At 72.5% G+C, this 24886-nt stretch carries 26 protein-coding genes and 4 pseudogenes; 10 read left to right on the top strand and 20 right to left on the bottom strand.

What is annotated here, in order from left to right; genetic code table 11:
- Positions 1-107: 107 nt before the first annotated feature.
- A complete protein-coding gene (locus LN037_RS13420) occupies positions 108-1400 on the top strand; it encodes an MFS transporter (RefSeq protein WP_230753231.1) in 1293 nt (430 codons plus the stop codon).
- On the opposite strand, the gene LN037_RS13415 is transcribed toward LN037_RS13420, so the two are convergent.
- The gene (locus tag LN037_RS13415; RefSeq protein ID WP_230753229.1) at positions 1304-2008 is read right to left on the bottom strand and encodes an FAD-dependent oxidoreductase; all 705 of its coding nucleotides are present in this window, start codon (positions 2006-2008) and stop codon (positions 1304-1306) included. The genes LN037_RS13420 and LN037_RS13415 overlap by 97 nt on opposite strands.
- A gap of 433 nt (positions 2009-2441) precedes the next feature.
- Between LN037_RS13415 and LN037_RS13410 the strand changes: the two genes are divergently transcribed.
- Together LN037_RS13410 and LN037_RS13405 are read left to right on the top strand one after the other, a co-directional pair.
- Positions 2442-2825: a hypothetical protein gene (locus LN037_RS13410; RefSeq protein ID WP_230753228.1), complete on the top strand. Its 384-nt coding sequence runs from the start codon at positions 2442-2444 to the stop codon at positions 2823-2825.
- 11 nt (positions 2826-2836) lie between these two features.
- Positions 2837-3589: an MBL fold metallo-hydrolase gene (locus tag LN037_RS13405; protein ID WP_230753226.1), complete on the top strand. Its 753-nt coding sequence runs from the start codon at positions 2837-2839 to the stop codon at positions 3587-3589.
- A gap of 131 nt (positions 3590-3720) precedes the next feature.
- On the opposite strand, the pseudogene LN037_RS34045 reads toward LN037_RS13405, so the two are convergent.
- The 4 genes and pseudogenes from LN037_RS34045 to LN037_RS13390 form a co-directional block, all read right to left on the bottom strand.
- Positions 3721-4587, bottom strand: a pseudogene (locus LN037_RS34045) (hypothetical protein); the annotation flags it as partial.
- A gap of 394 nt (positions 4588-4981) precedes the next feature.
- A complete protein-coding gene (locus LN037_RS13400; protein ID WP_230753225.1) occupies positions 4982-5218 on the bottom strand; it encodes a hypothetical protein in 237 nt (78 codons plus the stop codon).
- Positions 5219-5446: 228 nt separating this feature from the next.
- Entirely contained in the window at positions 5447-5611 is a 165-nt protein-coding gene (locus tag LN037_RS13395) for a hypothetical protein (RefSeq protein ID WP_230753224.1), read from the bottom strand.
- Between the two features lie 991 nt (positions 5612-6602).
- A complete protein-coding gene (locus LN037_RS13390; RefSeq protein ID WP_230753222.1) occupies positions 6603-7748 on the bottom strand; it encodes a YncE family protein in 1146 nt (381 codons plus the stop codon).
- Between the two features lie 145 nt (positions 7749-7893).
- On the opposite strand from LN037_RS13390, the gene LN037_RS13385 reads away from it, so the two are divergent.
- Positions 7894-8184 (top strand): hypothetical protein, encoded by a 291-nt coding sequence (locus tag LN037_RS13385; protein WP_230753219.1) that lies wholly within the window; start codon positions 7894-7896, stop codon positions 8182-8184.
- A gap of 25 nt (positions 8185-8209) precedes the next feature.
- Here the strand turns inward: LN037_RS13385 and LN037_RS13380 are convergent, their stop codons facing one another.
- Positions 8210-8686, bottom strand: a complete 477-nt coding sequence (locus LN037_RS13380) for a hypothetical protein (protein WP_230753217.1) — start codon at positions 8684-8686, stop codon at positions 8210-8212.
- A gap of 137 nt (positions 8687-8823) precedes the next feature.
- Entirely contained in the window at positions 8824-9093 is a 270-nt protein-coding gene (locus LN037_RS13375; RefSeq protein ID WP_230753214.1) for a hypothetical protein, read from the bottom strand.
- 227 nt (positions 9094-9320) lie between these two features.
- Between LN037_RS13375 and LN037_RS13370 the strand changes: the two genes are divergently transcribed.
- Positions 9321-10916 (top strand): molybdopterin-dependent oxidoreductase, encoded by a 1596-nt coding sequence (locus LN037_RS13370; RefSeq protein WP_230753211.1) that lies wholly within the window; start codon positions 9321-9323, stop codon positions 10914-10916.
- On the opposite strand, the gene LN037_RS13365 is transcribed toward LN037_RS13370, so the two are convergent.
- Both LN037_RS13365 and LN037_RS34040 read right to left on the bottom strand, forming a co-directional pair.
- Positions 10903-11301 (bottom strand): hypothetical protein, encoded by a 399-nt coding sequence (locus LN037_RS13365; RefSeq protein ID WP_230753208.1) that lies wholly within the window; start codon positions 11299-11301, stop codon positions 10903-10905. The two genes, LN037_RS13370 and LN037_RS13365, sit on opposite strands and share 14 nt — an antisense overlap.
- Positions 11302-11339: 38 nt before the next feature.
- Positions 11340-11465: pseudogene (locus tag LN037_RS34040) on the bottom strand (arabinosyltransferase C-terminal domain-containing protein); the annotation flags it as partial.
- 556 nt (positions 11466-12021) lie between these two features.
- Here LN037_RS34040 and LN037_RS13360 point away from each other — a divergent pair.
- The gene (locus LN037_RS13360; protein WP_230753206.1) at positions 12022-12762 is read left to right on the top strand and encodes a class F sortase; all 741 of its coding nucleotides are present in this window, start codon (positions 12022-12024) and stop codon (positions 12760-12762) included.
- A gap of 787 nt (positions 12763-13549) precedes the next feature.
- Here LN037_RS13360 and LN037_RS13355 read toward each other — a convergent pair.
- Positions 13550-13825 carry an ArsR/SmtB family transcription factor gene (locus LN037_RS13355; protein WP_230753204.1) on the bottom strand — a complete coding sequence of 92 codons (276 nt, stop codon included), beginning with the start codon at positions 13823-13825 and terminating at the stop codon, positions 13550-13552.
- A 46-nt stretch (positions 13826-13871) separates the two neighbouring features.
- On the opposite strand from LN037_RS13355, the pseudogene LN037_RS13350 reads away from it, so the two are divergent.
- A pseudogene (locus LN037_RS13350) lies at positions 13872-14237 on the top strand (VOC family protein).
- A 4-nt stretch (positions 14238-14241) separates the two neighbouring features.
- Here the strand turns inward: LN037_RS13350 and LN037_RS13345 are convergent.
- The 3 genes and pseudogenes from LN037_RS13345 to LN037_RS13335 form a co-directional block, all read right to left on the bottom strand.
- Entirely contained in the window at positions 14242-14574 is a 333-nt protein-coding gene (locus LN037_RS13345; RefSeq protein ID WP_255694087.1) for a DUF3040 domain-containing protein, read from the bottom strand.
- Positions 14574-16331, bottom strand: a pseudogene (gene ctaD / locus LN037_RS13340) (aa3-type cytochrome oxidase subunit I). Before ctaD ends, LN037_RS13345 begins: the two are co-directional and overlap by 1 nt.
- Positions 16328-17008, bottom strand: coding sequence for a uracil-DNA glycosylase (locus LN037_RS13335; RefSeq protein WP_230753198.1), 681 nt, complete (start codon positions 17006-17008; stop codon positions 16328-16330). The pseudogene ctaD and the gene LN037_RS13335 overlap by 4 nt, the downstream one beginning before the upstream one ends.
- A 105-nt stretch (positions 17009-17113) precedes the next feature.
- Between LN037_RS13335 and LN037_RS13330 the strand changes: the two genes are divergently transcribed.
- Entirely contained in the window at positions 17114-18157 is a 1044-nt protein-coding gene (locus LN037_RS13330) for a LysR family transcriptional regulator (RefSeq protein ID WP_230753197.1), read from the top strand.
- Here the strand turns inward: LN037_RS13330 and LN037_RS13325 are convergent.
- Genes LN037_RS13325 through LN037_RS13315 form a run of 3 tightly spaced genes read right to left on the bottom strand, consistent with a single transcriptional unit; the run spans position 18043 to position 19097 of the window.
- A complete protein-coding gene (locus LN037_RS13325) occupies positions 18043-18507 on the bottom strand; it encodes an SRPBCC family protein (RefSeq protein WP_230753193.1) in 465 nt (154 codons plus the stop codon). The two genes, LN037_RS13330 and LN037_RS13325, sit on opposite strands and share 115 nt — an antisense overlap.
- Positions 18508-18541: 34 nt before the next feature.
- The gene (locus LN037_RS13320) at positions 18542-18814 is read right to left on the bottom strand and encodes a catalase-related domain-containing protein (RefSeq protein WP_230753190.1); all 273 of its coding nucleotides are present in this window, start codon (positions 18812-18814) and stop codon (positions 18542-18544) included.
- Positions 18801-19097, bottom strand: a complete 297-nt coding sequence (locus LN037_RS13315; protein WP_230753189.1) for a hypothetical protein — start codon at positions 19095-19097, stop codon at positions 18801-18803. Before LN037_RS13315 ends, LN037_RS13320 begins: the two co-directional genes overlap by 14 nt.
- Positions 19098-19362: 265 nt before the next feature.
- On the opposite strand from LN037_RS13315, the gene LN037_RS13310 reads away from it, so the two are divergent.
- Complete coding sequence (locus LN037_RS13310; RefSeq protein WP_230753186.1) at positions 19363-19731, top strand: hypothetical protein; 369 nt, start codon at positions 19363-19365, stop codon at positions 19729-19731.
- 8 nt (positions 19732-19739) lie between these two features.
- Here LN037_RS13310 and LN037_RS13305 read toward each other — a convergent pair whose 3' ends face one another.
- The 4 genes from LN037_RS13305 to LN037_RS13290 all read right to left on the bottom strand — a co-directional run bounded on the left by LN037_RS13305 (position 19740) and on the right by LN037_RS13290 (position 23865).
- Complete coding sequence (locus LN037_RS13305; RefSeq protein WP_230753183.1) at positions 19740-20315, bottom strand: HPP family protein; 576 nt, start codon at positions 20313-20315, stop codon at positions 19740-19742.
- A 170-nt stretch (positions 20316-20485) separates the two neighbouring features.
- Positions 20486-21466, bottom strand: a complete 981-nt coding sequence (locus tag LN037_RS13300; RefSeq protein ID WP_230753181.1) for a malate dehydrogenase — start codon at positions 21464-21466, stop codon at positions 20486-20488.
- 10 nt (positions 21467-21476) lie between these two features.
- Positions 21477-22607, bottom strand: coding sequence for a TDT family transporter (locus LN037_RS13295; RefSeq protein ID WP_230753179.1), 1131 nt, complete (start codon positions 22605-22607; stop codon positions 21477-21479).
- A gap of 97 nt (positions 22608-22704) precedes the next feature.
- Positions 22705-23865: a TDT family transporter gene (locus LN037_RS13290; RefSeq protein ID WP_230753177.1), complete on the bottom strand. Its 1161-nt coding sequence runs from the start codon at positions 23863-23865 to the stop codon at positions 22705-22707.
- Positions 23866-23936: 71 nt separating this feature from the next.
- Between LN037_RS13290 and LN037_RS13285 the strand changes: the two genes are divergently transcribed.
- Positions 23937-24836, top strand: a complete 900-nt coding sequence (locus tag LN037_RS13285; protein WP_230753175.1) for a LysR family transcriptional regulator — start codon at positions 23937-23939, stop codon at positions 24834-24836.
- Positions 24837-24886: the final 50 nt, after the last annotated feature.

The following is a 24886-nucleotide window of genomic DNA, read 5'->3' as shown; positions in this document are numbered from 1 at the left end:
GGACGCGGGCGGGACGCGAGGGCGCCGGCGTCCGATGCCTTGACTTCGACCGCGCTCGAACTCCTAGCGTCCGGCGCCGTGCGCACCGTCTCCGCCGCGACGCCCCGGTGACCGACGCCCGGGTCGACCCCGTCCCGCGCTGGGCGTTCGGCGCCCTGTCGCTGTCGCTGCTCGTCCTGGGCGCCGCCGCCGGCGTCCCGGCCCCGCTCTACGTCGTCTACCAGCACGAGTACGGGATCCTGCCGTCCGGGCTGACCGGGGCCTTCGCCATCTACATCCTCCCGTTGGCCGGCGCGCTGCTGGTCTGCGGCCGACTCTCCGACCACCTGGGCCGACGCCCGGTCGCCGTGGTGGCCCTGCTCCTCGACTCGGTCGCGTGCGGGGTCTTCACCCAGGTGGACTCGACCGGGGTGCTCCTGCTCGCTCGGAGCATCCAGGGGCTCGCCACCGGGCTCGGGCTGACCGCGATCGCCGCGTTCGTCATCGACCTGGGTCCTGCGCGACGCCCCGGGCTCGCAGGAGCCGTGACCGGCGCCGCCGCTCCGGGCGGACTCGCGGCCGGCGCCCTGGTCTCGGGCGCCCTCGTCGCCCACGGCCCGGCACCCCTCGTCCTGGTGTACGTGGTGTTCGCCGCTCTGCTCGGTCTCGCCGCCGTCGCGGTCGTCCTCGCTCCGGAGAGGGCGAGCCGCACCCCCGGCGCCCTGCGGTCGCTCCGACCGTCGGTCCGGGTGCCGGACGGGGCGTACCCGCTGTTCGCGACCGCCTGCCTCTGCTTCATCGCGAGCTGGGCGCTCGCGGGGTATTACCAGGCCCTGGGCCCGTCCGTGGCCGCCGGCGTCCTGGGCGCGACGAGCCCGCTGGCCGGCGGACTCGTCCTCGCCGCCCTCACCGGCACGTCCGGCGTCACCGGGCTGGCCGTGTCCGGGGTCGGTCACGACCGGGCCATGCTCGGTGGCCTCGCCGCCCTCCTGCTCGGGGTCCTCGGCGTCGTCGGCTCGCTGGCCGCCGGACTCACCGCGGGCTTCTTCGCGGCCACCGTCGTGGCCGGAGCCGGGTTCGGCGCCTCGTTCACCGGGGCCATGCGGTGGGTGCTGGCCGGTCGGTCGGCGGCCGAGCGGACCGGGCTCCTCGCCGCCGTCTACCTCGTCAGCTACCTCGGCTCCGCCGTGCCCAGCTACCTCGTCGGGCTGACCGTGCCCGCGTGGGGCCTGCTCGGCTCGACCGCGGCGTACGGCGGCCTCGTCGCCCTCCTCGCCCTGACCAGCGCCGCGGCCGCCGTCCTGCTGCGCCGCCGCACCCGGCGTCAGGTGTGGGCGAGCCCCGGCTCGGGCTCGACCTCCCGCAGGCCCGACCCCCGCTCCCCCGGCGCGGGGGCGGGCCCGACGATGCGGCGCCAGTAGGCCGTGAGCCGGGCGGCGTCGTCGTGGCCGGCGCGGAACGCGATGTGGCCGTCGGGCCGGACGTCGAGACCGACCGCTGTGCGGACGGCGCTGTCGGCGCCGTCGGCCCCGACGACGTAGCGGTACCGCCGCCGCGCGACGGTGCCGTCGTCGCCTCGGAGCACCACGTCGACGCCGTCGTCGTCCTGCTCGAGGGACTCGAGACGCGTGCCGCCCTGCACCGGGCGCCCCTGGTCGGCCAGGACCTCGCGGACCCGCCGTTCGATCCCCGCCTGGCTGCCGTAGAGGACCGCCGGGTACGGGCTCGCGGCGTCGGTGAACCGGACCGTGTCCACCGGACGGCCCTCGATCACGAACTCGGCGCGCACGACCTCGTGGGCGCCTCGGGCGAGCAGGTCCCGCAGCCCGACGGCGGCGAGCAACTCCTGCGGGCGGGCCCACAGGTTGTTGGCTCGCGACGAGTCCCGTGGAGCCGTGCGCCGGTCGACGACGTCGGCGCGGACGCCGTAGTGGGCGAGGGCCGCGGCGAGCACCAACCCGACGGGGCCCGCGCCGACCACCAGGACGTCGGCGGGCGTCGTCGTGAGGACCGGGTGCGTGACTGACATCTGGTTCACCTCGCTGTCTCCTCGCCGACCCGTCCGCGCGAGTCGGCGCTGCTCCAGCCGTACCCCGGGACATCCTCGATCCAGCCCCGGGAATCGCTGCGATCCTTTTCACCGCATCGCGACGGGACAGGCGTCGTCCGACCTGCTCTGCGATTCGTCGTCGAATGTGCCGCCACGGTTGACAGGCGGCCCGACGCCTGCTCGGGACGCGTCCGACACGGCGGCGACGCATTCCGGCGAGAACCGTTCGATGGCGAATTCCACGCCGATCCCGCGACCGATGGGAATGGTCGGCGTGCCCGAACCCTCCGTCGCGTCGTCGCCCTCGAGCAGCCCGAGTCGCTCGTCGAGGAGATCCTGGGCTTCCGCCTCGTCCGGTGATCGTCGGCCCGGTACGTTCTCGCGGGTCGGTTCGACGGAAGGCGGTGCAGCGGTGCGGAGACCGTCGGTCCGCGACGCACGGAACGTGTGGCTCGCCGGGTTCTCGTCGGCCGCGGTGCTCCAAGGGGTGTTCCGGCGACCCTTCGGCCGGGGCAGCGCGTGGGACTACAACGCCGGGTGGCAGCGCGAGATCGCGGTCTGGAACGTCGGGACCCTCGTGACGGCGGCCGGACTGGCGACCCTGGGGCCGGAGGCGGACCGCGCCCAGGTCCGGGGCTACGCGGTGCTGTCCACCCTGTTCGAGATCAACCACCTGGTGGCGGTCTGGCGCGCACCGCGCAGCGGGAGCGACTGGTTCGGCGCTGGGCTCAACGCGGTCGGGATCGCGGTCGGGATCGCCGCCCTCACCGGTCCCCGGGCCAGCGGCGGGGACTGAGGTCGCTCGTCGTGAGAGCTCCAGCGGTGGAGGAGGTCGAGCGCGACGTCTTCCTCGTCACGGGCACCGACGTCAACTGGGTGCTGCTGCGCGAGGGCGACGACCTGACCCTGGTCGACGGCGGCTACCCCGGGGACCTGCCGGCGGTCGAGTCCTCCGTCCGGGCCCTCGGGCGCCGCCCCGAGGACGTGGTGGCGATCCTCGTGACCCACGCCCACGTCGACCACCTCGGCGCGGTGAACACCTTCCGTGCCCGCTACGGCACCCCGGTCCTCCTGCATCCGATCGAGGTCGCCCACGCGCGCCGCGAGCGCCTCGAGCAGCTGACGCCCGCCCGCGTGGTCGCGAACCTGTGGCGTCCGCGGGTCCTGCCGTGGGCGCTGCGGGTCGCCCGTGCGGGAGCGGGCCGGGACGTCGCCGCGCCGCACGCGGAGCCCTTCCCCACCTCAGGGGCGCTCGATCTCCCGGGGGCGCCGGTCCCGGTGCTGACCGGCGGCCACACGTCCGGCCACACCGCCTTCCACCTCCCGACGGCGGGCGTCGTGCTCACCGGCGACAGCCTCGTCACCGGACACGCCCTCTCCCCGACGAGCGGGCCGCAGCTGATCGCGCCGTGGTTCGACCACGGCACCGACGCGCAGATGGACGAGGCGTTGACGGTCCTGCAGGGCCTGGACGCCGACCTGGTGCTGCCCGGGCACGGGCCGGCGCACCGCGGGTCGCTCCGGGCGGCCGTGGACGAGGCACGCGACCGGGCGAACTGACCGCCGCATGACAACCATCCGGTCGGTTTCACGGACGGGTCACGCTGATCGAGCGACGGGCGTCGGCACCGGCCGCCGTCGGCGCACGAACTGAGGCCGAGGCCGAGGACGATCCACCCCGCCCCGGCGTCGAGGGCGGTCCGCACCACCTCGCCCAGACCGAAGGTCGAGGACGCGTACGGCTCGAGCACCCCGCCGGGCAGCCTGACGAGCCCGCCACACGTCGACCAGCCCGACGACCGCCGTGTCCCCGTACCGCGGGAACGAGGTCGCGACCGGCTTTCCCCGTCGGCCCGGCCGCCGTCACCGGGCACCGCTCGACCCCGGCCGCGACCGCCACGTCGAGGGAGAGGACGACGCTGAGACAACGCTGAGACAACGCTGAGACGCCGCGCCACCTGGAAGTGTGCGGAGCTCTGGGCGCCGTGCAGCAGAGCGGCGGCCTGCAGCCCGAAGATCGCGGCATCACCCCGTGCGGCGGGGCCGAACACACGGGGTTCGCGGGCGTAGAGGTTCAGCGCGGAGTGCCGCGGACCGCGGATCGAAAGTCCGATCGACAGCAACGACCGATACCCGGCGGCGACCGCCGCGGGCGCGAACCGCGGCCAGCGAACGGCGTCATCACCGGCGAGGTCGTGCGCCACGACGACACCGGAATCGGGCGGATCGTCGGCTGCGGTGACGCACGGCCCCTCGGCCAACAGCGACTGCAGATGATCGAGCTCGGCGATCGTGATGTCGGTCGGATGGCTGGAGCTGACGACGCCCCGTTCGGTGCGGGAGATGCCGCCCCCGTCGGCGCCGGGGACCGTGGCCACCGCCGCGGCGAGCAGGCCGGACAACGTCGCGTCGACGTCGCGGATCCCGCGCCCGGCGGTGATATCGACGGCGGCACGGCGCAACGCGGCCACCAATCGGTCGGCCTCGGAGCCGCGATTGCGCTCGCGATGGTCGGGGGCGGTCGAAGGACCAGTCGTGTCATCGGCGCAGGACGCCATGAGACCCACCAGAGGTCGGGGTCGGAAACCGACCCCGAGGGCCGGGCTGGTCCGGCCGTTGTCCTCGACCGATCCGTCGACCGTACAGATCCATCAGCCCGCGAGCAGCGTCGATGCCGCCGCCGCCGTGGCGCGGTGGCCGGTGGTCATTCCCGGCGGAGCGACGATCGCCGGGGCGGGAGCGGTTCATCAGGTTCGGCAGTGTCTCAAGACCTGATCGCGGACTCCGGCCGAGCACGGCTCCGGCTCCGCCAGCCGCCGGTCTTCCTCGATGATCGCCGGCAGGAGGTGCCCGACGTCGACCTCCTCGTCGTGGTCGTGGTCGTCGCGGCGGCTCTAGGCAGCCGCCGTGGCAAGGATCTGTCGGAACGGGGTGGGTACCGGCTCCCGGCGTTCACCGCATGTCCTCGAGGTCCATCCCGTTGAGCAGTCGCCGCTCCTCCCGCCACCGCACGCCCCACCAACCGGCGCCGCCGAGCAGGAACCCAACCAGCGCGAGGACCCCGACCACCACGCCCGCCCACACCGGCTCCCACGGCAGCGTCACCAACGTGGCCACCAACACCACCAGCGACACCACCACCAAGACCCGGTAGACCGGCTTGTCTCTGCTGCGCAATCCGACGGCCACCCCCGCCACCGTACGGATCTTCATCAGTGGCCGGTGGAGCGACGCGACCGGCGCAAGCGCGCGTCACGGTCGAGTCCTCGGAGTCTCCTCGAGCCGACCCGGCACGGTCACCGACTCCGGACCGCTCAGCTCGTCGAGCAGCCCCACGGGCCTTCGGCGTCGCCTCCACACCCGTGCCGTCCGGCCCCGGCCCTCGTGCGTGCGGGGTGGAACCCCCGTCCGGGCGCACTAGTTCGCCCGGACGTCGAGCGTCGGCGGTGGACCGAAGAAGCGACGCAACGCGAGGACGACGCAGCCGCTGAGCGACGGGTCGTGCCCCGGCATCCGACGCACCCGAGCGTCGATGTCGATCTCCCGGCCGAGGTCCTCGTCGAAGCCCGCCGGGCGTTCCACGGGGGTCGGCGGGCAGTCGAAGAGAGCGAGTCTGGTGCACGTCCTACACATGGGGAACCTCCACGGGGCCGAGAAGCGATGAGTGCGTGCTCGCCCCCTGGTGTGGAGCCACAGTTGTCCTTCGTTGCGGCGCCGGCGTCCGGATCGACAGCGCCGCCCGGCATCGGTCGGACCGCTGGTCAAGGAGCGGAGCCGAGGGCCTCGTCGAGTTGGCGCAGAAGGGCGATCGCCATCGGGCCGGAGAGGACCGCGATGAGGTCCCACAGGCCCAGACCGTGCACGCGCGTCGGCGCTCGGGGAACGCTGCGAGGTGAGCCGCTCGGGCGGTGAGCGCGAGGGCGTGGGTGGTGACCTGGTCGGCCGCCGCGCGACAGAGCCCCTCGAAGATGGGCCCATCGACGTCGCGCAGCACTGCGCGGGCGGCAGCGCACAGCAGGTCCTCGCCGGTCGCAGCGCTCACCGAGAGCACCGAGGGCGGGCGCCGCGAAGGTGCGGGCTAGGCATCGCGGCGCACCGAGGACAACATCGGACGTCGGGAACGCCGCGCAGCACGAGCCAGGTCGGCGAGGTGGCTGGCGTGCTGGGCCCGGACCCATTCCGACAGCAGAGGTCCGTCGGGCGATCGGTCGTCGAAGAGGTCGGACAGTGAGACATCTGGAGGCACGATCGCTCCTGCCGCGGCGCACGACCGCGAGGTAGGAGGGGGCAGGACGCCAACGGGAAGCCGGCGTGCCGCAGGGGGCCACAGCGAGCCCGGACCGCGACACGAGGTCGGTGCGCGGGTCGGGGGTCGCTGCGCGAGGCGGCCGGGGTGGGCCCCGCATCGGCTCGGGCGTGCAACCGACTACCGGCTCATCTCGAGAACCGGACGCTGGGGAGCGTGAGATCCGATGGTGCCCGACCCGTCCGACGACGCAAACGTAGCGCTTCGGTCGCCGCGCACTCGGTGACCACGCGCACCGGGTGACACCCAGAGCAATGGAGACTGCAGTCAGCGCAGCGCCTCCGGGTAGGGCACGAATTGGAGTTGGCCGTTCGTGGTGGATCCGGTGGTCACGGTCTCGCCGGTGGTGGGGTCGACGGCGACGCTGTTCGGTTGGCGCACCGTCGGGATCGAGACCTGGTGCGCGACCTGGGTTCCCGAGAGCGTGAGCCCGAGGAGTTGGTTGCTGCCGGTGAGCGTGACCCACAGCGTGTGGCGGACGGTGTCGTAGGCGTCGCCGTAGGGCCTGGAGCCCGCCCCGGTGGGGATGGACGCCACCTGGCGCGGCCCGGTGGGGGTCGCCTCGAAGCCCAGAACGGCATCGCCGTCGGTGTCGTTGACCCAGAACAGGCCGTCCTCGCCGGCCACGGTGTGGGTGGGACCGGCGCCGCAGTCTGCGGTGCCGACGATGTCACCGGTCGCGGTGTACTCGGTGATCTGTCGACCCCGCACGCCCACTCCGACCGCATAGCGGCCGTCGGAGGTCGCGGCGCCCCCACCGGGCTGCAAGGGGGTCGACACGGTGCGGACGACCCTGCGGTCACGGATGATCGAGAAGGAGTTGCCGAACTCGTTGGCCACGAAGATCGTGCTCTGCCCGACGGCGAAGGCCTCGTGGGGCGCCGGCCCGGTCGTGGGCACCGTGTAGGCGATCTGCCCGCTGGGCAGATCGATCACCGACAGGGTGCCGTCCTTCTCCCCGGCCGACAACGCCGGGCCGTCCGGGCCGGCCAGGGTCAGGTGCCGCCCCTCGCTGCGCAGGGAGACGAACCTCGGGGTCGTCGTCGTCGCGGCCGCGCTACCGGCCGGGATCGGCAGGATGTCGAGGCCGTCGGGGTTGCGGACGTTGACCGCCACCGTGCCCGCCGCCGTCACCGCGATCCCCTCCGGCCCACCTGCCAACGGGATCACCGTGCCCGGCAACGAGGCCTGCGCGGGCGGGGACATCGCCGGCTCGGGGGCTTCGGCCAGCGGGGTCGGCGGAGCGTCGGCCGTGGGAGCAGATGTGGGCGTCGGAGCGGAGGCACCCGGCGAGCCGCAGCCGGCGAGCAGACCGGCGGTGACCAGGAGCGCCGCCGCGGCAACGCCCGTCCTCCGCCGTCGACCGCCGGTTCCCGTGGCGGAGGGGTGGGGACGATCCCGGGTGACGGCCATGGTCCACGTTCGGCGCGGACGACGTCCGGGTTCTCCGTGGCCCGGTGGCCGGAACAGGTGTCCGCCCCACCTCGTCGTGCGCGCGGACGCACGGGGTGACGCGCTGTGGCCCGCGGTCCCGACACATGGGGCGGCGACAGCGGAGGTGTTCGCGTTCACCGCCGTCCACCTGCTCATCGCGCAGACTGGCGGCGTGCAGTTGTGGGCGTCGGAGCCGGTCGGATGCTCGGGTCTCGTGGTGCTCGCTGCCGCCGACGATCGTCAGGTCGAGGACGGCTTCGAGCCGAGGAGTCTGCCGTCGACCTGGCTGGTCGACGAGGCGACCGCGGATCGCGCCATCGAGATGCTGCAGGACGCCGTGGCGACGGGCCACGACGTCGACATCGACCACATCGTCGTCCGGGCAGCGCACGCAACCGGGGGACACCTCGCCTGAGAGTCTCGCTGCGGATGCTAGCGAGTCACGGCGTAAGGGCGCCCCGCTCCGGTGTGAGGGCGGCGGGGGTCCCGTCGGTCTCGCTCGACGAAGCGACCGACGGTGGGACGGGGGTGTCCCGGGTCGAGCTCGCGCGCGGGACGGCGAGGCCGTGGAGCCCGTCCTCGGGGACCGGCGCCGGGTGGGTGACCATGAGCGCCACGCCGCCGAGGACCACGATCCCGAGCCCGATCAGCTGGATGAGCCGGGCGAGGGGCGGGATCGCCGCCCCGAGGGGCATCATCGCGCCGGCGACGGCCGAGACCGCGATACCGGCACCGAAGGTGGCGACCGCGACCCCGAACGCCCGGCCGACCGGGTCGGGAGTCCATCCGACACACCACCGCACCCCGCGCCTGGTCCACAGCATCGGTCGAAGGCTTGCGGCGATTCCCCAACCGACGACCAGGACGCCGAGCAACAGCGCGGCGAGGACGCCCAGCGTGCGCAGATGCAGGTGCATCACCGAACTCCTTCCGACGGGCCTGTCGGGTGCAACGTCTGCAGGCGGCGACGGTGACGTCGTGACCGGGGGTTCGCCTCGTCCGGGGCGGCGGGCCGCACCACGTGAGTGTCGGCGAGCGGTGGCGGCCACCACGGTCACGCACTCAACGGAGGCTCGAACTGCTCGCGAACCACGTCGAGGAAGCCCTCCACCCGAGCCACGACCAGGAACGCCCTGCGATCGCCCTCGAGGTCGTGCACGACCTCCACCGGTCGAGCCCACGCCCGGGCCAGCTCGCTGAGCAAGCTCGCGACCCGGGTCGCGGTCTCTCGACCGGTGGCACCGGGCGCGGTGCGGGCCACGACCATGCCCTCGGTGATCAGGGTGGCCGACCAGGACCCGGCAGGGTCGAACCGGTATCGCACGGACACCACCACCGCAGATTCCCCCTCGGGCCGGAGCCACAGCAACGCGCCGGGATCGGACGATGCGTGCCGTGCAGCGTCGCACCGACACCGACGATCACGTGCAGCAGGACGGAGCGGCCGACGAGGCACGAGGAGGACCGGCTGCACGCCGTCGGCTCCTGGGGAAACCCGCTTCCGCCGGCGCCGGGTTCGAACTCGAGCCGCCCGGGCGGCGAAGCAGCGGTATGTCGACCGACACCGATCCTCCGGCGGGAACGTCGCTGTCCCGTCGGACCACGATCCCGAGTCCGGTCGCCGCGGCGATCGGCGTGCTCGCCGTCGGGATGGCGCTCGGGCTCGGCGACCTCGTCGCCGCGCTCACCGCGCCGCCGTCCTCACCGTTCCTCGCGGTGGGCGACCAGTTCATCCGGCTGACCCCGGAGGCGCTCAAGGAGTTCGCGACCAGCACCTTCGGCGTCCACGACAAGCAGGTGCTGCTGGCGAGCATGGCCGTGGTGATCGCCCTGGTCGCCGTGATCGGCGGGCTCCTCTCGCGGCGCAGCGCCCTGCCGGGGACCGTGCTCGTCGTCGTCCTGGGGCTCGCCGGGTTGTCGTCGACCCTCGCCTCCCCCACCTTCACCGCGGCCTACCTGATCGCCCCGCTCGTGGCACTCGTCGGCGGTGTCGCCACCTTCGTGGGACTGCACCGCCTGGCTTTGACGTCCGCCGGGAGAACAGGGGCCGAGCCGGGCGCCGAGGCCGATCACGCCCGGAATCCGCGACGGCGGCTCGCTCTCGGGCTCGGGGCGGCCCTGGCCGGAGCGGCCGTCACCGGGCTCCTCGGTCGCATCCTCGCGGCCGCCGGAGGGGCCGAGGCCTCCCGGAACGCCGTCGGTCCGCTGCCGTCGCCGGCGGGACAGCCGGCCGTCCCTCCTCCCGACGCGGACTTCGCCGCATCGGGCACCCCGACCTTCATCACCCCGAACGCCGACTTCTACCGCATCGACACCGCCCTGCAGGTCCCGCAGGTCTCCGCCTCCTCCTACCAACTGCGCATCCACGGAATGGTCGACCGGGAGGTGACCCTGACCTACGACCAGCTGCGGGCCCGAGCGCAGCTCGAAGCGCCGATCACGATGTGCTGCGTCTCCAACGACATCGGCGGGAACCTGATCTCGAACGCGGTCTTCCTCGGCGTCCCGCTGCGCGACCTGCTCGCCGAGGCCGGCGTGCGGCCGGGCGCCGACCAGATCGCCTCCACCAGCGTCGACGGCTTCACCACCGGCACGCCGGTGGCCGCCTGCACCGACGGCCGCAACGCGATGCTCGCCCTGGGCATGAACGGGCAGCCCCTCCCGGTGGAGCACGGTTTCCCGGTCCGCATGGTCGTCCCCGGGCTCTACGGGTTCGTATCCGGTTGCAAGTGGATCACCGACATCGAACTCACCACCTTCGACGCGTTCCAGTCCTACTGGCAGCAACGCGGATGGGCCGCGCAAGCACCGGTCAAGACCCAGTCCCGCATCGACGCGCCGCGCGACGGCGCGACCGTCCCCGCCGGGCGGGTCACGGTGGCCGGGACCGCCTGGGCCCAGCACCGCGGCGTCGCCCGCGTGGAGGTCCGGGCGGACTCCGGGCCGTGGCAGACCGCCGCCCTCGCCGCCGAGGTCTCGATCGACACCTGGCGGATGTGGCGCACCGAGCTCGACCTCGCCCCCGGGCCGCACTCCCTCCAGGTCCGCGCGACCGACGCCACGGGCGCGACGCAACCCGAGGCGTTCAGCCTGACGATCCCCGACGGCGCCACCGGCTGGCACACCGTGGATCTCACGGCGCGCTGACGAGCCCTCCGACATCCGGCGGCGGATCACCCGCGGTGCCGGGCACCGTCGCCGTCGTCCGGGCGACGGCGTACCGGTCGGCCGCGAGGTCGTCGAGCTCGGGCACGAGGACGCGTCCCCATCTCCGACCGGGCTCGGAGGACAGGCGCGTGTCGAGTTCCCGTAGATCCCCGTCGGCCGACAGTCCGGCGAAGCTGCCGCCGGAGTCCTGGCCGAGCGTGAGTCCGTCGGCGCCCTGGGTCCACCGCTGCGGGAGCAGGTCGCCGATCGGCCCCACGGCGGCCGTCCGTTCCCCGGGGATCGGGTCGGCGGGCCCGGTCGGCGCGGTGATGAACGCCCCCGGCGTCTGTGCGACCCCACCGTCCACCCGCGGGTGCACGGCCACGCGAAGGCGATCGCCCAGTCGACGAGCACCGGGCCCCGCACCGCGAGCCATCGCCCGAGCGGGACGACGTCGACGACCCGTGGTCCGGTGAGCGCGATCCAGCCGTTCTCGTCCGTGCGGTCGTCGACGGCCACGAGGCGCACCCGGTCGGCGCCGTCGGGCACCGCGGACGGTTCGAGGGTGAGGGTGCGCCAGCCGACCTGCGGGTTCGCCCGGTCCTGCAACCGTGCCTGGTCGGGGTCGGCGGCATAGCCCCGGTAGCCCCGGTCCGGTTCGGGGGTCTCGACGGAGGGGGCGGGAACCGACCACGCGGTCGCCGTCACCGAACTGCCAGGTCAGGGATGTCCCGTCGGAGGTCCGGCCGGCGACCGAGGTGGCCAGCTCCTGTCCGGGGCGCAGCGCCGGGAGCCCGAACCACCCCGTCGTCAGGGACCCGACCGAACCGTCTCCCGCGGCGCGGCTCCCCCAGGTGAAGCGACCGTCGCGGGTGTCCGGCTTCCCGTCGGTCCCGCCGGACTTCTGCGCCGTCGGGGCGTTGTCGAACCAGGCGGGCGTCCGGACCTCCAGCGACAGACCTGACGCGTCGTCGCCAGCCAGGTCGGTGGTGGCCGCGAAGACCTCCGGGACGGCGAGCCCGGGCACGGTGACCGTGGGCGACCCGGCCGGATCGCCCACGGTCACCCGCTGGACCACTCCCCGACGACGCCCGCGAGGACGGCGATGACCACGACCAGCGATCAGCCCGGCGCGGATCGGACCACGAAAACGCCGCCGGGTCGGCGTGGTCCGGGCCGCCGCAGCGCGGTCGTCGTCGGGATCGTCGTCCTGGCGGTCGTCGGGGTCGTGCTGGTCGTCCTCGGCCTCCAGGGAGCCGGCACGTCCCGCTCGGCCGCGCCGATCGTCCCGGCCGACGCGCGGGCCCCTGTGGCCGTGACCGGCCCGACCACCACCAGCGCTGCCGGCGCGGCGGGCGTCGAGCTCCCGGCCTCACCGCCCCGCCGCATCGACATCCCCGCCATCGACGTGCACTCGGCGATCAACCCCGTCGGCCTCAACCCCGACCGGACCGTCCAGGTCCCCGCCCCTGGCCCGCTCTACGACCAGGCCGCCTGGTACACCGGGTCGGCCTCCCCGGGACGCAACGGACCTTCGGTCATCCTCGGGCACATCGACTCGGCCGCCGACGGTCCCTCGGTGTTCTACGCCCTCTCCCGGCTCGAACCCCTCGACGAGTTCACCGTCACCCGCGACGACGGGCGCGTCATCACCTACAAGGTCAACTCCGTCCGCCAGTACCCCAAGGACGCCTTCCCGAGCCAGGACGTCTACGGCCCCACCACGCGCCCGGAGATGCGTCTGATCACCTGCGGCGGTCCGTTCGACGACAGCGCGCGGTCCTACCGCGACAACACCGTCGTCTACGCCAACCAGATCGACCCGCCGTCCTCCTCGTCACGGTGACCCCGGCGACGCGGTCCACCGCCGACGCCCTCCATCAGCGACGCCCCTCCGGCACAGCCACGACCCCCGAGAACGTGGCGCCGGGCTGCGACAACTGATCCGAACTCACGTACTGGATCGGCCCGTTATGTCAGGCCTCCGGCGCGCCGAACCGCTATCGCAACAATTCCCTATATCGACACGACGCTCGCCGAATGATTCTCAATGAACCTTCACCGTCATAATCTAAGTTATCGGATGGCTGTCGTTGCAGCTCAGAGCTCCAGCATGACATAACGCTGACCCGCGTGCCGGTCGTGCCGATAGACGAGCGCCGACTGCCCGCGTGGCGCTGGCCGATGGTGTTGCCGGCCGGAGTGAGACGTTCGCTGTCGCGACCTTGCGTTCCCGGCGACGACGCCCGCACGCCGGCGGGATAGTCAGCTGGCCGGTGCAGCGCTGCGTTCGCATAAGCGTGTAGGCCTGCCTCACCAGGTCGGGGGTCCGGTGAGACAGGCCTACCGTCATGGAGTCGCTGGCGGCACCGGGATCGTTACAAAATCGCTTCTCCGCTTCGGGCGTAACTGCGAGCCGCCGCGTAACACGTGCGAGTTCGCCGCGATACCAGCGGCGTGAAGAACGTTCGGGGGATTCTTAGTGCGAGCCTGTTCGGCGCGTCCACTGCCATCGTGATCACCGCTTGCGGCACCACCACCGCAGCGGCACCTGCAGCAGCAAGCGCCCCACTGCCTGTGATCACCGCCAGCCCGGTTCTCGCTGCCCCGCCTGCTCCTGCCAGCACGTCCGGCTACACCCGGTAGTGAATCCACGTGCCGCGACGTTCCCCCGCGGTCAGCCCGGCCTCGCGCAGCACCTTGAGATGGTGCGAGATCGTCGGGCCCGCGAGGTCGAACGCGCCGGTGAGGTCGCAGACGCAGGCCTCGCCGCCGGCGTGCGAGGCGATCAGCGAGAGCAGCTGCAGCCGGACCCGATCGCCCAGCGCCTTGAACGTCCGCGCCAGCTCGGCCCCGTGCACAGCCGGGAGCGGCTCCCGCACGAGGGGCGAGCACCGTTGATTCGACACTCCTCTGTCTTTGACGCTCGTTGAATCACGGGCGCAACCTCGGACCGTGTCACGCGTGCAGCTCGCCCTGCGGGTCCCCGACCTCGAGGCCTCGATCCGCTTCTACTCGACCCTGTTCGGCGTCGCGCCGGCCAAGCGCCGCCCCGGGTACGCCAACTTCGCGGTCACGGACCCGCCGCTCAAGCTGGTCCTCCTCGAGGGCAGGGCGGACCGGCCGATGGCCATGGACCACCTCGGCGTCGAGGTCGACACGACCGGCGAGGTCGAGGCGGCCACCGAACCGCTGTCCGCCCGCCAGGACGAGGTGTGGGTCCACTGACCGGGCCACGAGCCCTGGGAGGTCTACACGGTGACCGGCGACTCGCCGGTCTACGGCGCCGAGAGGACGGCGGCGGCCTGCTGCTCCGACTGAGTCATCACCCGTCGGCTGTACGGTGACCCACCCCGGACGAGCCGACGACGAGCGCCGTCACGGCCAGCACGACACCGATGACCAGCGCGGGGAGCGGACCGAACAGCAGCGCCGACGCCCCGATCGCCGCGCACCAGGACGCCACGGCCAGCCCGAACGGACCGGCGCGGAGCCGTCGGGGGGCGGGAGCCCGTCCGTGGCCGCTCAGCAGGCCGGGATCGGAGCGCGTGAGCTCCTGGGCGATGAGGCGCAGGGAGCGCATCTCTCCGGACGTGAGCGGAGCCGTCTCGTGACCCGCCGACGGTGAGACGGCCCGCCGGTGGCGTCGGTCGTCCATCACCGGTTCCGGGAATCGGAGCCCGGGAGGCCCTCGCCACCCGCCGCCCCGGCGGCGATCTCACCCGGAGCCCCGTGCGCGCTGCCCACGTGGGCTTCCGTGCGAATCCGATCGGACATGTGCGGGTAGTGCAACTCGAACGCCGGCCGCTCGGACCGGATCCGGGGCAGCTCGGTGAAGTTGTGCCGCGGCGGCGGACACGAGGTGGCCCACTCGAGCGAGTTGCCGTGGCCCCACGGGTCGTCCACGTCGACCGGCCGGCCGTACCGGTAAGACCTGAAGACGTTCCAGATGAACGGCAGCGTCGACGCACCGAGGATGAAGGACCCGATCGAGGAGATGGTATTCAGCGTGGTGAAACCGTCCGTGGGCAGGTAGTCCGCGTAGCGCCGCGGCATTCCCTCGTTGCCCAGCCAGTGCTGCACGAGGAACGTCGTGTGGAACCCGACGAACGTGGTCCAGAAGTGGAACTTGCCGAGCCGCTCGTTCATCATCCGGCCGGTCATCTTCGGGAACCAGAAGTAGATACCGGCGTAGGTGGCGAACACGATCGTCCCGAACAGCACATAGTGGAAGTGCGCCACGACGAAGTACGAGTCCGAGACGTGGAAGTCGATGGGCGGACCGGCGAGCAGCACACCGGTCAGGCCACCGAAGAGGAACGTCACCAGGAAGCCGATCGAGAACAGCATCGGCGATTCGAACGTGAGCTGCCCCTTCCACATCGTGCCGATCCAGTTGAAGAACTTGATTCCGGTCGGCACGGCGATGAGGAAGCTCGTGAAGGCGAAGAACGGCAGCAGCACGGCGCCGGTGGCGTACATGTGGTGCGCCCACACCGCGATCGAGAGAGCCCCGATCGACAGTGTCGCGAAGACCAGCGTCTTGTAGCCGAACACGGGCTTGCGACTGAAGACCGGGAAGATCTCGGTGACGATCCCGAAGAACGGCAACGCGACGATGTAGACCTCGGGGTGCCCGAAGAACCAGAACAGGTGCTGCCACAGGATGGTCCCGCCGTTGGCCGGATCGAAGATGTGGGCGCCGAGGTGACGGTCGGCGAGCTGTCCGAACAGACCCGCGGTCAGGACCGGGAACGCGATGAGGATCAGCACGGCGGTGACCAGGATGTTCCAGGTGAAGATCGACATCCGGAACATCGTCATGCCGGGGGCGCGCATACAGACGATGGTCGTCACGAAGTTCACGGCGCCGAGGATGGTTCCCAGCCCCGACACCACCAGACCCATGATCCAGAGGTCCTGCCCGTAGCCCGGGGTGTACAGCGAGTCCGACAGCGGGGTGTAGGCGAACCACCCGGCCGAGGCCGCTCCGCCCGGGGTGACGAAGCCGGAGAGCACCATCGTGCCGCCGAAGAGGAACAGCCAGTAGGAGAAGGCGTTCAGGCGCGGGAACGCCACGTCGGGTGCGCCGATCTGGAGCGGCACGATGTAGTTCGCGAAACCGAAGAGGATCGGCGTCGCGTACAGCAGCAGCATGATCGTGCCGTGCATGGTGAACAGCTGGTTGTACTGCTCGACCGACAGGATCTACAGACCCGGCTGCGCGAGCTCGGCCCGCATCAGCAGGGCCATCAGCCCCCCGACGAGGAAGAACGCGAAGGACGTCATCAGGTAGAGGATCCCGATGTCCTTGGGATCCGTGGTCCTGAGGATCCGGCCGATGAACGACCCACCCTTGGTCTCCCGCGCCGGGTAGGGCGACATGACGATCGGCTTCGGCGACACGGCGGTCATGCGGACTCCTCGTGGTCGAGGGGGAGGCCGCGCGCCGCGAGGTGTCGAGCGCGTCGGAGGACATCGTCGAGCATCGCCGGGGTGAGTCGGCCGCTCTGCGTGTTCTGCGGGCTGGGGTGGTAGCAACCGAGCAGCGTCAACGACTTCGTCTCCCGGACGGCTCCGTGACCGAAGGCCGGGCGAGGGCGGAGCCCGGCCCAGTCGCAGGCGGCCTCCCAGGCCGTCCGCCCGAGGCAGACGATCACCCGGAGGTCGGGAAGCGCCGCGACCTCCTCGGTGAGCCAGCGCAGGCAGGTGTCGCGTTCGGCGCGGGTCGGTCGGTGCTGCGGCGGCGGACAGCGCACCGCCGAGGCCATCCACGCTCCGGCCAGACGGAGCCCGTCACCGGCGTGATCCGACCTCGCCTGGTTGGCGAACCCGGTGCGGTGGAGCGCGGCCACCAGGGTGTCGGCCGACCGGTTGCCGGTGAAGGCCCGCCCGTACCGGTTGCCGCCGTGCGGCGCAGTGGCCAGACCCAGGACATGGACACGTGCCCTCGGGTCACCGAAGCCCGGCACGGGGCGGGCCCAGTAGTCCTCCCCCGCGACGTCCCGGCGGGCGGCGACCAGACGGGGGCACGCCGTGCACTCGCCGATCCGCGCGGCCAACGCGTCCAGTCGGTGGTCGTGGTCGTTCATCGCGGTCGGACACTGCCGCCACAGGTCGGCGACCGGTACGACATCCTGGGTTCGGCACTCCTTCGCCGCGTGATGGGCTCGACCCGACCGCTATCGTGCGCCGCCATGCCCCTGTCGCCCCGTGTTCCCGATCTGCGGGCCCTGGACCTGCTGCTGAGCGTCGCGCGGCTCGGCAGCCTCGGACGCGCGGCCGCCGAGCACGGCATCACCCAGCCGGCCGCCGGATCGCGCATCCGGCACCTGGAGAACCTGGTCGGTCAACCTCTCATCGAGCGTTCCGCTCTCGGGTCGCGCCTGACGACCGAAGGATCGCTCGTCGCCGACTGGGCCCGGGACGTCATCGGGGCGGCGAACTCGCTCGACGCGGGCCTCGACGCGCTGCGCACCCGGTCGGAGGGTCGGATCCGTCTCGCGGCGAGTCTGACGATCTCGGAGTACCTCGCTCCGCACTGGCTCATCGCCCTGCGCTCCCGCCGACCGGAGGCCGCGCTCTCGCTGCAGGCGGTGAACTCCGCCGAGGTCGCCCGGCTGGTGTTGGAGGGAGACGTGGACCTCGGCTTCCTGGAGGGGCCCGAACTCCCCGACGGGCTCGAGGCCCGCGTCATCGCCCGGGACGAGCTCGTGCTCGTCGTCGGCCCCGATTCCCCCTGGGCACGCCGGCGTCGGCCGATGACCGCCGACGAACTGCTGGCGACGCGGCTGATCGTGCGTGAGCCCGGGTCGGGGACGCGTCTCGCGCTGGAGGCCGCGCTCGTGGACCGTGGGCCGATGGCGGAGCCGTTGGTCGAGCTGTCCTCGATGACGGCCATCAAGGCCGCCGTCGAGGACGGTGTCGGTCCGGCGGTGCTCAGCTCCCTGGCGGTGGCGGGCGACGTCGCACTCGGACGTCTCTACCGGGTCGCCGTCGACGGCCCCCACATCCGCCGCGACCTGCGCGCGGTGTGGCCCGCCGGTCGACGCCACTCCCCGGTCCTGCGGGACGTCCTGGCGGTGGCCTCCGAACGTAGTCCCGGTGGCGACGGGACGACTGACGATCAGACCGGTGCGAAGCGGCCCCGTAGCCGTCGCAGGGTCTCCTCGATGCCGCGGGCGTTCCGCGCCGGACGTCCGGACAGCTCGAACATCAGCGCGGCCCAGGTCGTCGAATAGTCGAAGGTCTCGGTGACGGTGGTCCCCTCGCCGGCGGGCTCCAACTCCCACCGCCAGACGTGGCCGAGGGGGTGCCGCCAGGCGAGGTGGCGGTCCTCCTCGCACTCGACGACGGTGCTGGTGATCCGGTACGGGATGCCGAGTTGGCGCATGTTCAGCGAGAAGCGATCGCCGAGCGACACCCGGTGCGGGCCCGTGATCGCGTCGCCGACGGTGCCCGAGCCGTCCAGTTCGCCGTGGCGGTGGGGGTCGGCGAGCAGCGCGAAGACCTCCTCCGGTGGTGCATCCACCGTCGATCTCCGCGCCACCTGACGTGCACCACGGTCGATGGTCTCGACGTCCTCGCTCATGGCAGTCGACCGTAGCGATCCCGCCCCGCCACACTCACGTCCGCGTCGCCACGTCGCCGACGGGGCGGGCGGTCTGTCCCGTCGTCGGACCGACCTGCTCCGCCTGTCGGTGGTAGCGGTCCTCGATCTGCTTGCCGATCTCCCCGTCGATGGCGGACATGAAGGAGAAGGCCCGGGAGAGGACCGGCTCGACGACACCGTTGAGGAGGTGCCCGACGACGTTGTCGACGAGACGGTCGCGCTCCTCGTCGCTCATCACCTCACGGACCAGCGTCCGCGCCTGGCCGTAGTCGTCATACGCGATCATGGGTCGCCCGTCCGGCGACACGATCCACACCCGCGCGACGAAGGAGGTCGGCGCTGCGCGGCCCGGTGAGCCGATGGCTCGGCAGAGGGCCGGGATGCAGCAGCCCAACGCACCGGAGGCCCGCCGGGGCCTGATCACCCTCGCCCCACGTCACGTGTGGACCGATCAGCGCGAGGTCGACGACGAACGGGGGTTCGGCTTCGTCAGGATGTGCGCCGACCACCCGGCCCGGCCCGATCGTCGCACCCGTGAAACCGCCGCGGACGATCACGACCCCTGCCATGGGGATCTCGTTCCCGTCGTCGAGCCGGGCGACACCCGTGTATCCGTAAGCCCGACTTCGGGCCACCCAAGGCGGAGCCGGGTCCTGCCGAGCGCGCACCGTCCCTACCGTCAGGGCGTTCCCGGGAGAGTGGAGGCGCTCGGCGATGAGCGGTGAGCATCGGCAGACCGCATCGACACGCGGTGGGTGGGACGACGACGAGTTGTTCGATCGCACCCCCGCTCAGGACGTCCCGTACGAGGCACCGATGGCGCGGATGGGGCGAGTGGTCTTCGGAGTCCAGTCGGTCGTCCTGCTCGTCGTCGGCATCGCCGGCCTCGTGGTGCAGGGAGGGACGTTCCTCGGCCTCCGTCTGCACCTCCCACACTCGATCCTGCTGCTGGTCACCGCAGTGGTCGTCGGCGCCGCCGTGTTCGCCTCGAACCGGGCCCTCCGTCGGGTCCTGCTGGTCCAGACCGTCGTCTACCTCCTGGTCGCGGCGTTCGGGCTCGCCGTCCCGACGCCCCTGGGACTCAACGTCCTCGACAGCCTCATGCACGGCATCCTGTTCCTGCTGGGCTTCATCGGCGCCTACGTCCTCGCAGCCGGAATCCTCGAACCCGGCGAGCCGGGTTCGGACCCCGCCGCCACCTGACCCGACCTTCATCCCATCGGGGTCTCGGGACCCACGAGGTCCGCGGTGTCGTCCCGTTCTACCGGGAGCCGGGCGAGCACCGGGGCGGCGGCGAGCACGATCGCGAGCCCGACGACGAGACCGAACAGCGGGGCGCCCGGGGCCGCGATGCCACTGGAGATCAGCAGCGCCGTGGCTCCGGCGGGCGCGTGGTGGGCTCGCGCCAGGGTGAGTACCAGCAGGGTCAGGGCGAGCGCGACGGCCTGCGCGCCCACCCGGGTGGGCGACTCGACATGGATCTCGGCCACCGAGGGCGCGTGCCACAGTCCGAACGCCCCGAATGACCCGAGGCCGACCACGATCGCGGTCGCGTGCCCGATGACACCGTTGCGCAGCCGGCTCATCGCGCTGCGCGGGTGGGCGATGACGACGTAGGCGGTGGGTCCGAGCGTCGTCGTGAGCCACGTCCCGCCGAGGGCGGTGTCGCGCGCGAACCAGCCGGCGAGGCCGACGGCAGCCACGAGCGCACCGGCGAGGAGCGCCAACCGCACCCCGAGCAACAATCGGCGGGAGAGGTCGAGGCGAGTCGTGCCGGAGCCGGTCACCCCGCCTCGATCGGAGGGAGGGTGGCCGCGCACTCGAGCAGGACGGCAAATGCAGGCGATCTCGCCCTGTGGGCCGACGAGGGCGCCCCGGTCCCCGTCGGCCGGCTCTGTGTCCTCATGCAGGACGTGAGGGGCAGGCGCCGCGTCGTCCGCCGCGACCAGGTACCCACTCAGATCAGCCCGAGCCCCGCGACGGTGTCCCGTTCGGCCGTGAGCTCCGCGACCGTCGCGTCGATCCGCTCGCGGGAGAAGGCATCCACCTCGAGCCCCTCCACGACCTCGTACCGGCCGCCCGTCGCCCGCAACGGCACCGAGCAGACCAGGCCCTCGGGGACTCCGTACGACCCGTCGGACACGACACCGGCCGACGTGTAGTCCCCCTCGGGGGGGCCGCCCATCCAGTCGCGCACCTGGTCGATCGCGGCGTGCGCGGCCGACGCGGCCGACGACGCGCCGCGGGCGTCGATGATCGCGGCGCCCCGCTTCGCCACCGTCGGGATGAAGTCCTCGCGTACCCAGGCTTCGTCGACCATCTCGGGCGCGGGGCGGCCCGCGACCTCGGCGTGGGTGAGGTCCGGGTACTGGGTCGAGGAATGGTTGCCCCACACCACCATGCGCCGAACGTCGTCGTTCTCCACCCCGACACGCTTCGCGAGCTGCGCGATCGCGCGGTTGTGGTCGAGCCGCATCATCGAGGTGAACCGCTCTGCCGGGACGTCGGGGGCGTGCGCGCGCGTGATGAGTGCGTTCGTGTTGGCGGGGTTCCCGACGACGAGGACGCGGACGTCGTCCGCCGCGTGGGCGTTGATCGCCTCGCCCTGCGGCCCGAAGATGCCGCCGTTGGCCTCGAGCAGATCGGACCGCTCCATCCCCTTGCCGCGGGGACGCGCGCCGACCAGCAGGCCCACGGTGCACCCGTCGAAGGCGACCTTCGGGTCGTCGGTGACCTCGATGGCGCGCAGCAGGGAGAAGGCGCAGTCGTCGAGCTCCATCGCGACCCCCTCGGCAGCGGCCGTCGCCGCAGGGATCTCGAGCAGGCGCAGGCGGACGGGGACGTCGGGGCCGAGCAGCTGACCGGAGGCGACCCGGAAGATCAGGGAGTAGGCGATCTGACCGGCGGCGCCGGTGATCGTGACGGTGACGGGTGACACGGGCTCTCCTTCAGGCGGGGGCGAGGATGTCGCCACGGACGACGGAATGATGGGCGGTGCGCACGGCGACGACGAGCCAGGCGACGACGAGGAGGGCGTAGAGACCCATGGCCCACCACGCGAGCGCAGGGACGTGGGTGCGGGACGCCAGGGCGCTGGTGCCGGTGACGCAGGTGCCGACGGGGAAGGTGAAGCTCCACCAGGTCAGGGCGAACGGCATCTTCCGTCGGAGGGTCCGGATCGTCACGGCGCCGGCGAGGGCGATCCAGATCATCGCGAACCCCCAGGTGGCGAAGCCGTAGAACAGGCCGAAGACCTCGGCACCGCTCGCGTACGGTTCGCCGAGCACCCCCCGGGCCTGGTTGGCGAGAAGGTTCGTCGCCGCCACCGACTGACCGAGCGGGCCGAGCACGATCCACAGCGTCGGCACGGCGGACGCGGCCCCTGCGCCGTGGACCACGAGCCGGTTCCAGATCTGGGGCAGGATCGCGAGCGTCGCGAACAGGCTGATGCCGAACATCGCGTAGCAGGCCAGCAGCATCGTCTCCCGGCCGAAGCCCGGCGCCATGTGGCCGATCAGCAGCGAGCCGTTGGCGGCGGAGACCATGGGCGGGACGACCGGCATCAGCCAGCCGCCGAAGGCGGAGTCCGGGCCGATCTCGTGCCGGGTGATCATCATGTAGGGGATCCACGCCGTGGTGAACAGACCGAGCGCGGTCCCCAGACTCCACAGCACCCAGCTCGTGGAGAGCGCCGGGGTCGTCCCGATCAACGAGGGGCCGAACTGGGCGAAGCCGAGCCCGATCGTCATCAACCCCATCGCCGGCGCACCCCAGAACTGGGCCATCGTCGGGTTCGTCGCGTGGCCTCTCGCCTGCTCGGTGTGCAGGGTCCAGTGGACCGCCCAGGCGACCGTGAGCACGACCAGCCAGACGGTCGCGAGGCCCCAGATGACGGTGCCCCATCCCCGGAGACCCGGGAACTGGATCGGCAGCGTGGCGGCGGCACCCCCGACGATGCCGGTACCCATCACCGACGCGTACCAGTTCGGACCGATGTTGGCGAAGATGTCGCGGGGTTGCTCCAGCTCGCGCAGCAGCAATCGTGATCGGTCGGCCGGCGCCTCGCGGATGTCGGTCATGTCCGCCGTGTTCCCTTTCCTGCTCGATGACGAGCCTCGGTCACGGTTCTGGACCCCAAGGCGGCACCTTGGGGTCCGGAACCGGTACGCAGACGGGTCAGGCGAACAGGTGCCCCCGGATCACGCTGCCGTGGGCGGTGCGGGCGGCGACGGTAGCCCAGGCGGCGACGAGCAGGACGTAGAGCGCGAGGGCGCCCCAGGCGAAGGCGGGCAGGTGCATGCGGGCGGCGAGGGCGCTGGTGCCGGTCACCACGGTGCCGACGGGGAAGGTGAAGCTCCACCAGGTCAGGGCGAACGGCAGCTTCCGGCGGGCCGTCCGGATGGTCACCGCGGCCGCAAGGGCCATCCAGACCATGGCGAACCCCCAGGTCGGCACGCCGTAGAGCAGGCCGAACACCTCGGCGCCGGTCGCGTAGGGCTCGGGCAGGACGCCCCGGGCCTGGTTGCCGAGCAGGTTGGCGGCCGTCACCGACTGCCCGAGCGGGCCGAGGACGATCCACATCGTCGGCACGGTCGCGGCCGGGCCGGTGCCGTGGACGACGAGCCTGTTCCAGATCTGCGGCAGGATCGCGAGGGTGGCGAACAGGCTGACCCCGAACATCGCGTAGCAGGCCAGCAGCATCGTCTCCTTCCCCGTGCCGGCCGGCAGGTGCCCGACCAGCAGCGCACCGTTCGCGGCCGAGACCATCGGCGGGACGACCGGCATGAGCCAGCCCCCGAACGCCGCGTCCGGCGCGATCTCGTGCTGGGTGATCATCCGGTGGGGGATCCACGCGGTGGTGATCAGACCGATCACGGTGCCGACGCTCCAGAGCACCCAGTCGACCGTGATCGCCGTCGAGGTCCCGAGGACGGCGCCACCGAGCGACCCGGCCCCGGCGCCGACGGTCATGACGCCCATCGCGACCGCGCCCCAGAACTGGCCCATCACCGGGTTCGAGGCGTGCCCGCGGGCGGTCGCGGTGTGGCGGGTCCAGTGCACGGCCCACGCGCCGGTGAGCAGCACCAGCAGGACGGCGGCGAGGCCCCAGACGACGGTGCCGAAGACCCGCAGACCCGGGAACTGGATCGGCAGCGTCGCGGCGGCACCGCCGACGATGCCGGTGCCCATGATCGACGAGTACCAGTTCGGACCCAGGTTCGCGAACATGTCGCCCGGCCGCTCGAGGTCCCGCAGCAGGCCGAAGCGAGCGAGCCCGTGCGGCTCCGGGACCTCGTGGCGGCCGGTGCTGTCCGGGCGCTCCATCGTCGTCGTCATGGGGATGACGATGCCCCGCCACGCGGTGATCGAGTAGGCGGTCGGACCTCGTGGGGTCATAAGCTGCGTTTGTGCCCCTGAGCCCGCGAGTGGTCGACCTCGGCCCCTACGACGTCCTCCTGTCCGTGGCCGAGCTCGGCAGCATGGGCCGCGCCGCGGTTCGCCACGGCGTCTCCCAGGCCGCCGTCAGTGCTCGCATCCGGGCGCTCGAGGGCGCCCTCGGCGTGACCCTGCTGGAGCGCTCGCCGCGGGGCACCCGCCTCACCGCGACGGGAGCGCTGGTCGCGGACTGGGCCCGGGTCGCGGTCGACGCCGCCGAGGCCCTCGAGGTCGGGGTCGCGTCGCTGCGCACCGAACAGGCCGCGCGGCTGCGGGTCGCGGCCAGCCTCACCGTCGCGGAGTACCTCATGCCGCGCTGGCTGGTGGCGTTCCGGGGCGAGCACCCGGGGACGTCGGTGTCGCTCGCGTCGCGCAACTCCGCCGACGTCGTCGCCGCGGTCCTCGCCGGGGACGTCGAGATCGGGTTCGTCGAGGGCCCGGAGGTCTCCGACGACCTCGAGCACCAGGTCGTCGCCCGCGACCGGCTCACGCTGGTCGTCGCGCCGATCCACCCGTGGGCGGGCCGTCGTCGCGGGGTCGACGCGGCCCGCCTCGCCGCGACCCCGCTGGTCGCGCGCGAGGCGGGGTCCGGCACCCGGTCGTTCCTCGAGCACGCGGTCGGCGAGCTCGCGGACCCGGTCCTGGAGCTCTCGTCGACCACCGCGATCAAGGCCGCCGCGGTCGACGGCATGGCGCCCGCCGTGCTGAGCTCCCTCGCCGTGACGGGGGAGCTCGCCACCGGCACCCTCGTCGCGGTGCCCGTGGCGGGCGTGGACCTCGACCGCCGACTGGTCGCGGTCTGGCCGCGCGGCCGCCCGCTCACGGGCCCGGCGGCCGACCTCGTGCGCCTCGCGACCCGACGTCGGGAATGACCACCGTATGGCCGGCGTCGATGTCGACATCGATGAACCGGACGAACAGC

This window comes from Actinomycetospora soli (assembly GCF_021026295.1).
Classification (GTDB): Bacteria; Actinomycetota; Actinomycetes; order Mycobacteriales; family Pseudonocardiaceae; genus Actinomycetospora; species Actinomycetospora soli.
This window is presented reverse-complemented; position numbering and strand designations above follow the sequence as displayed.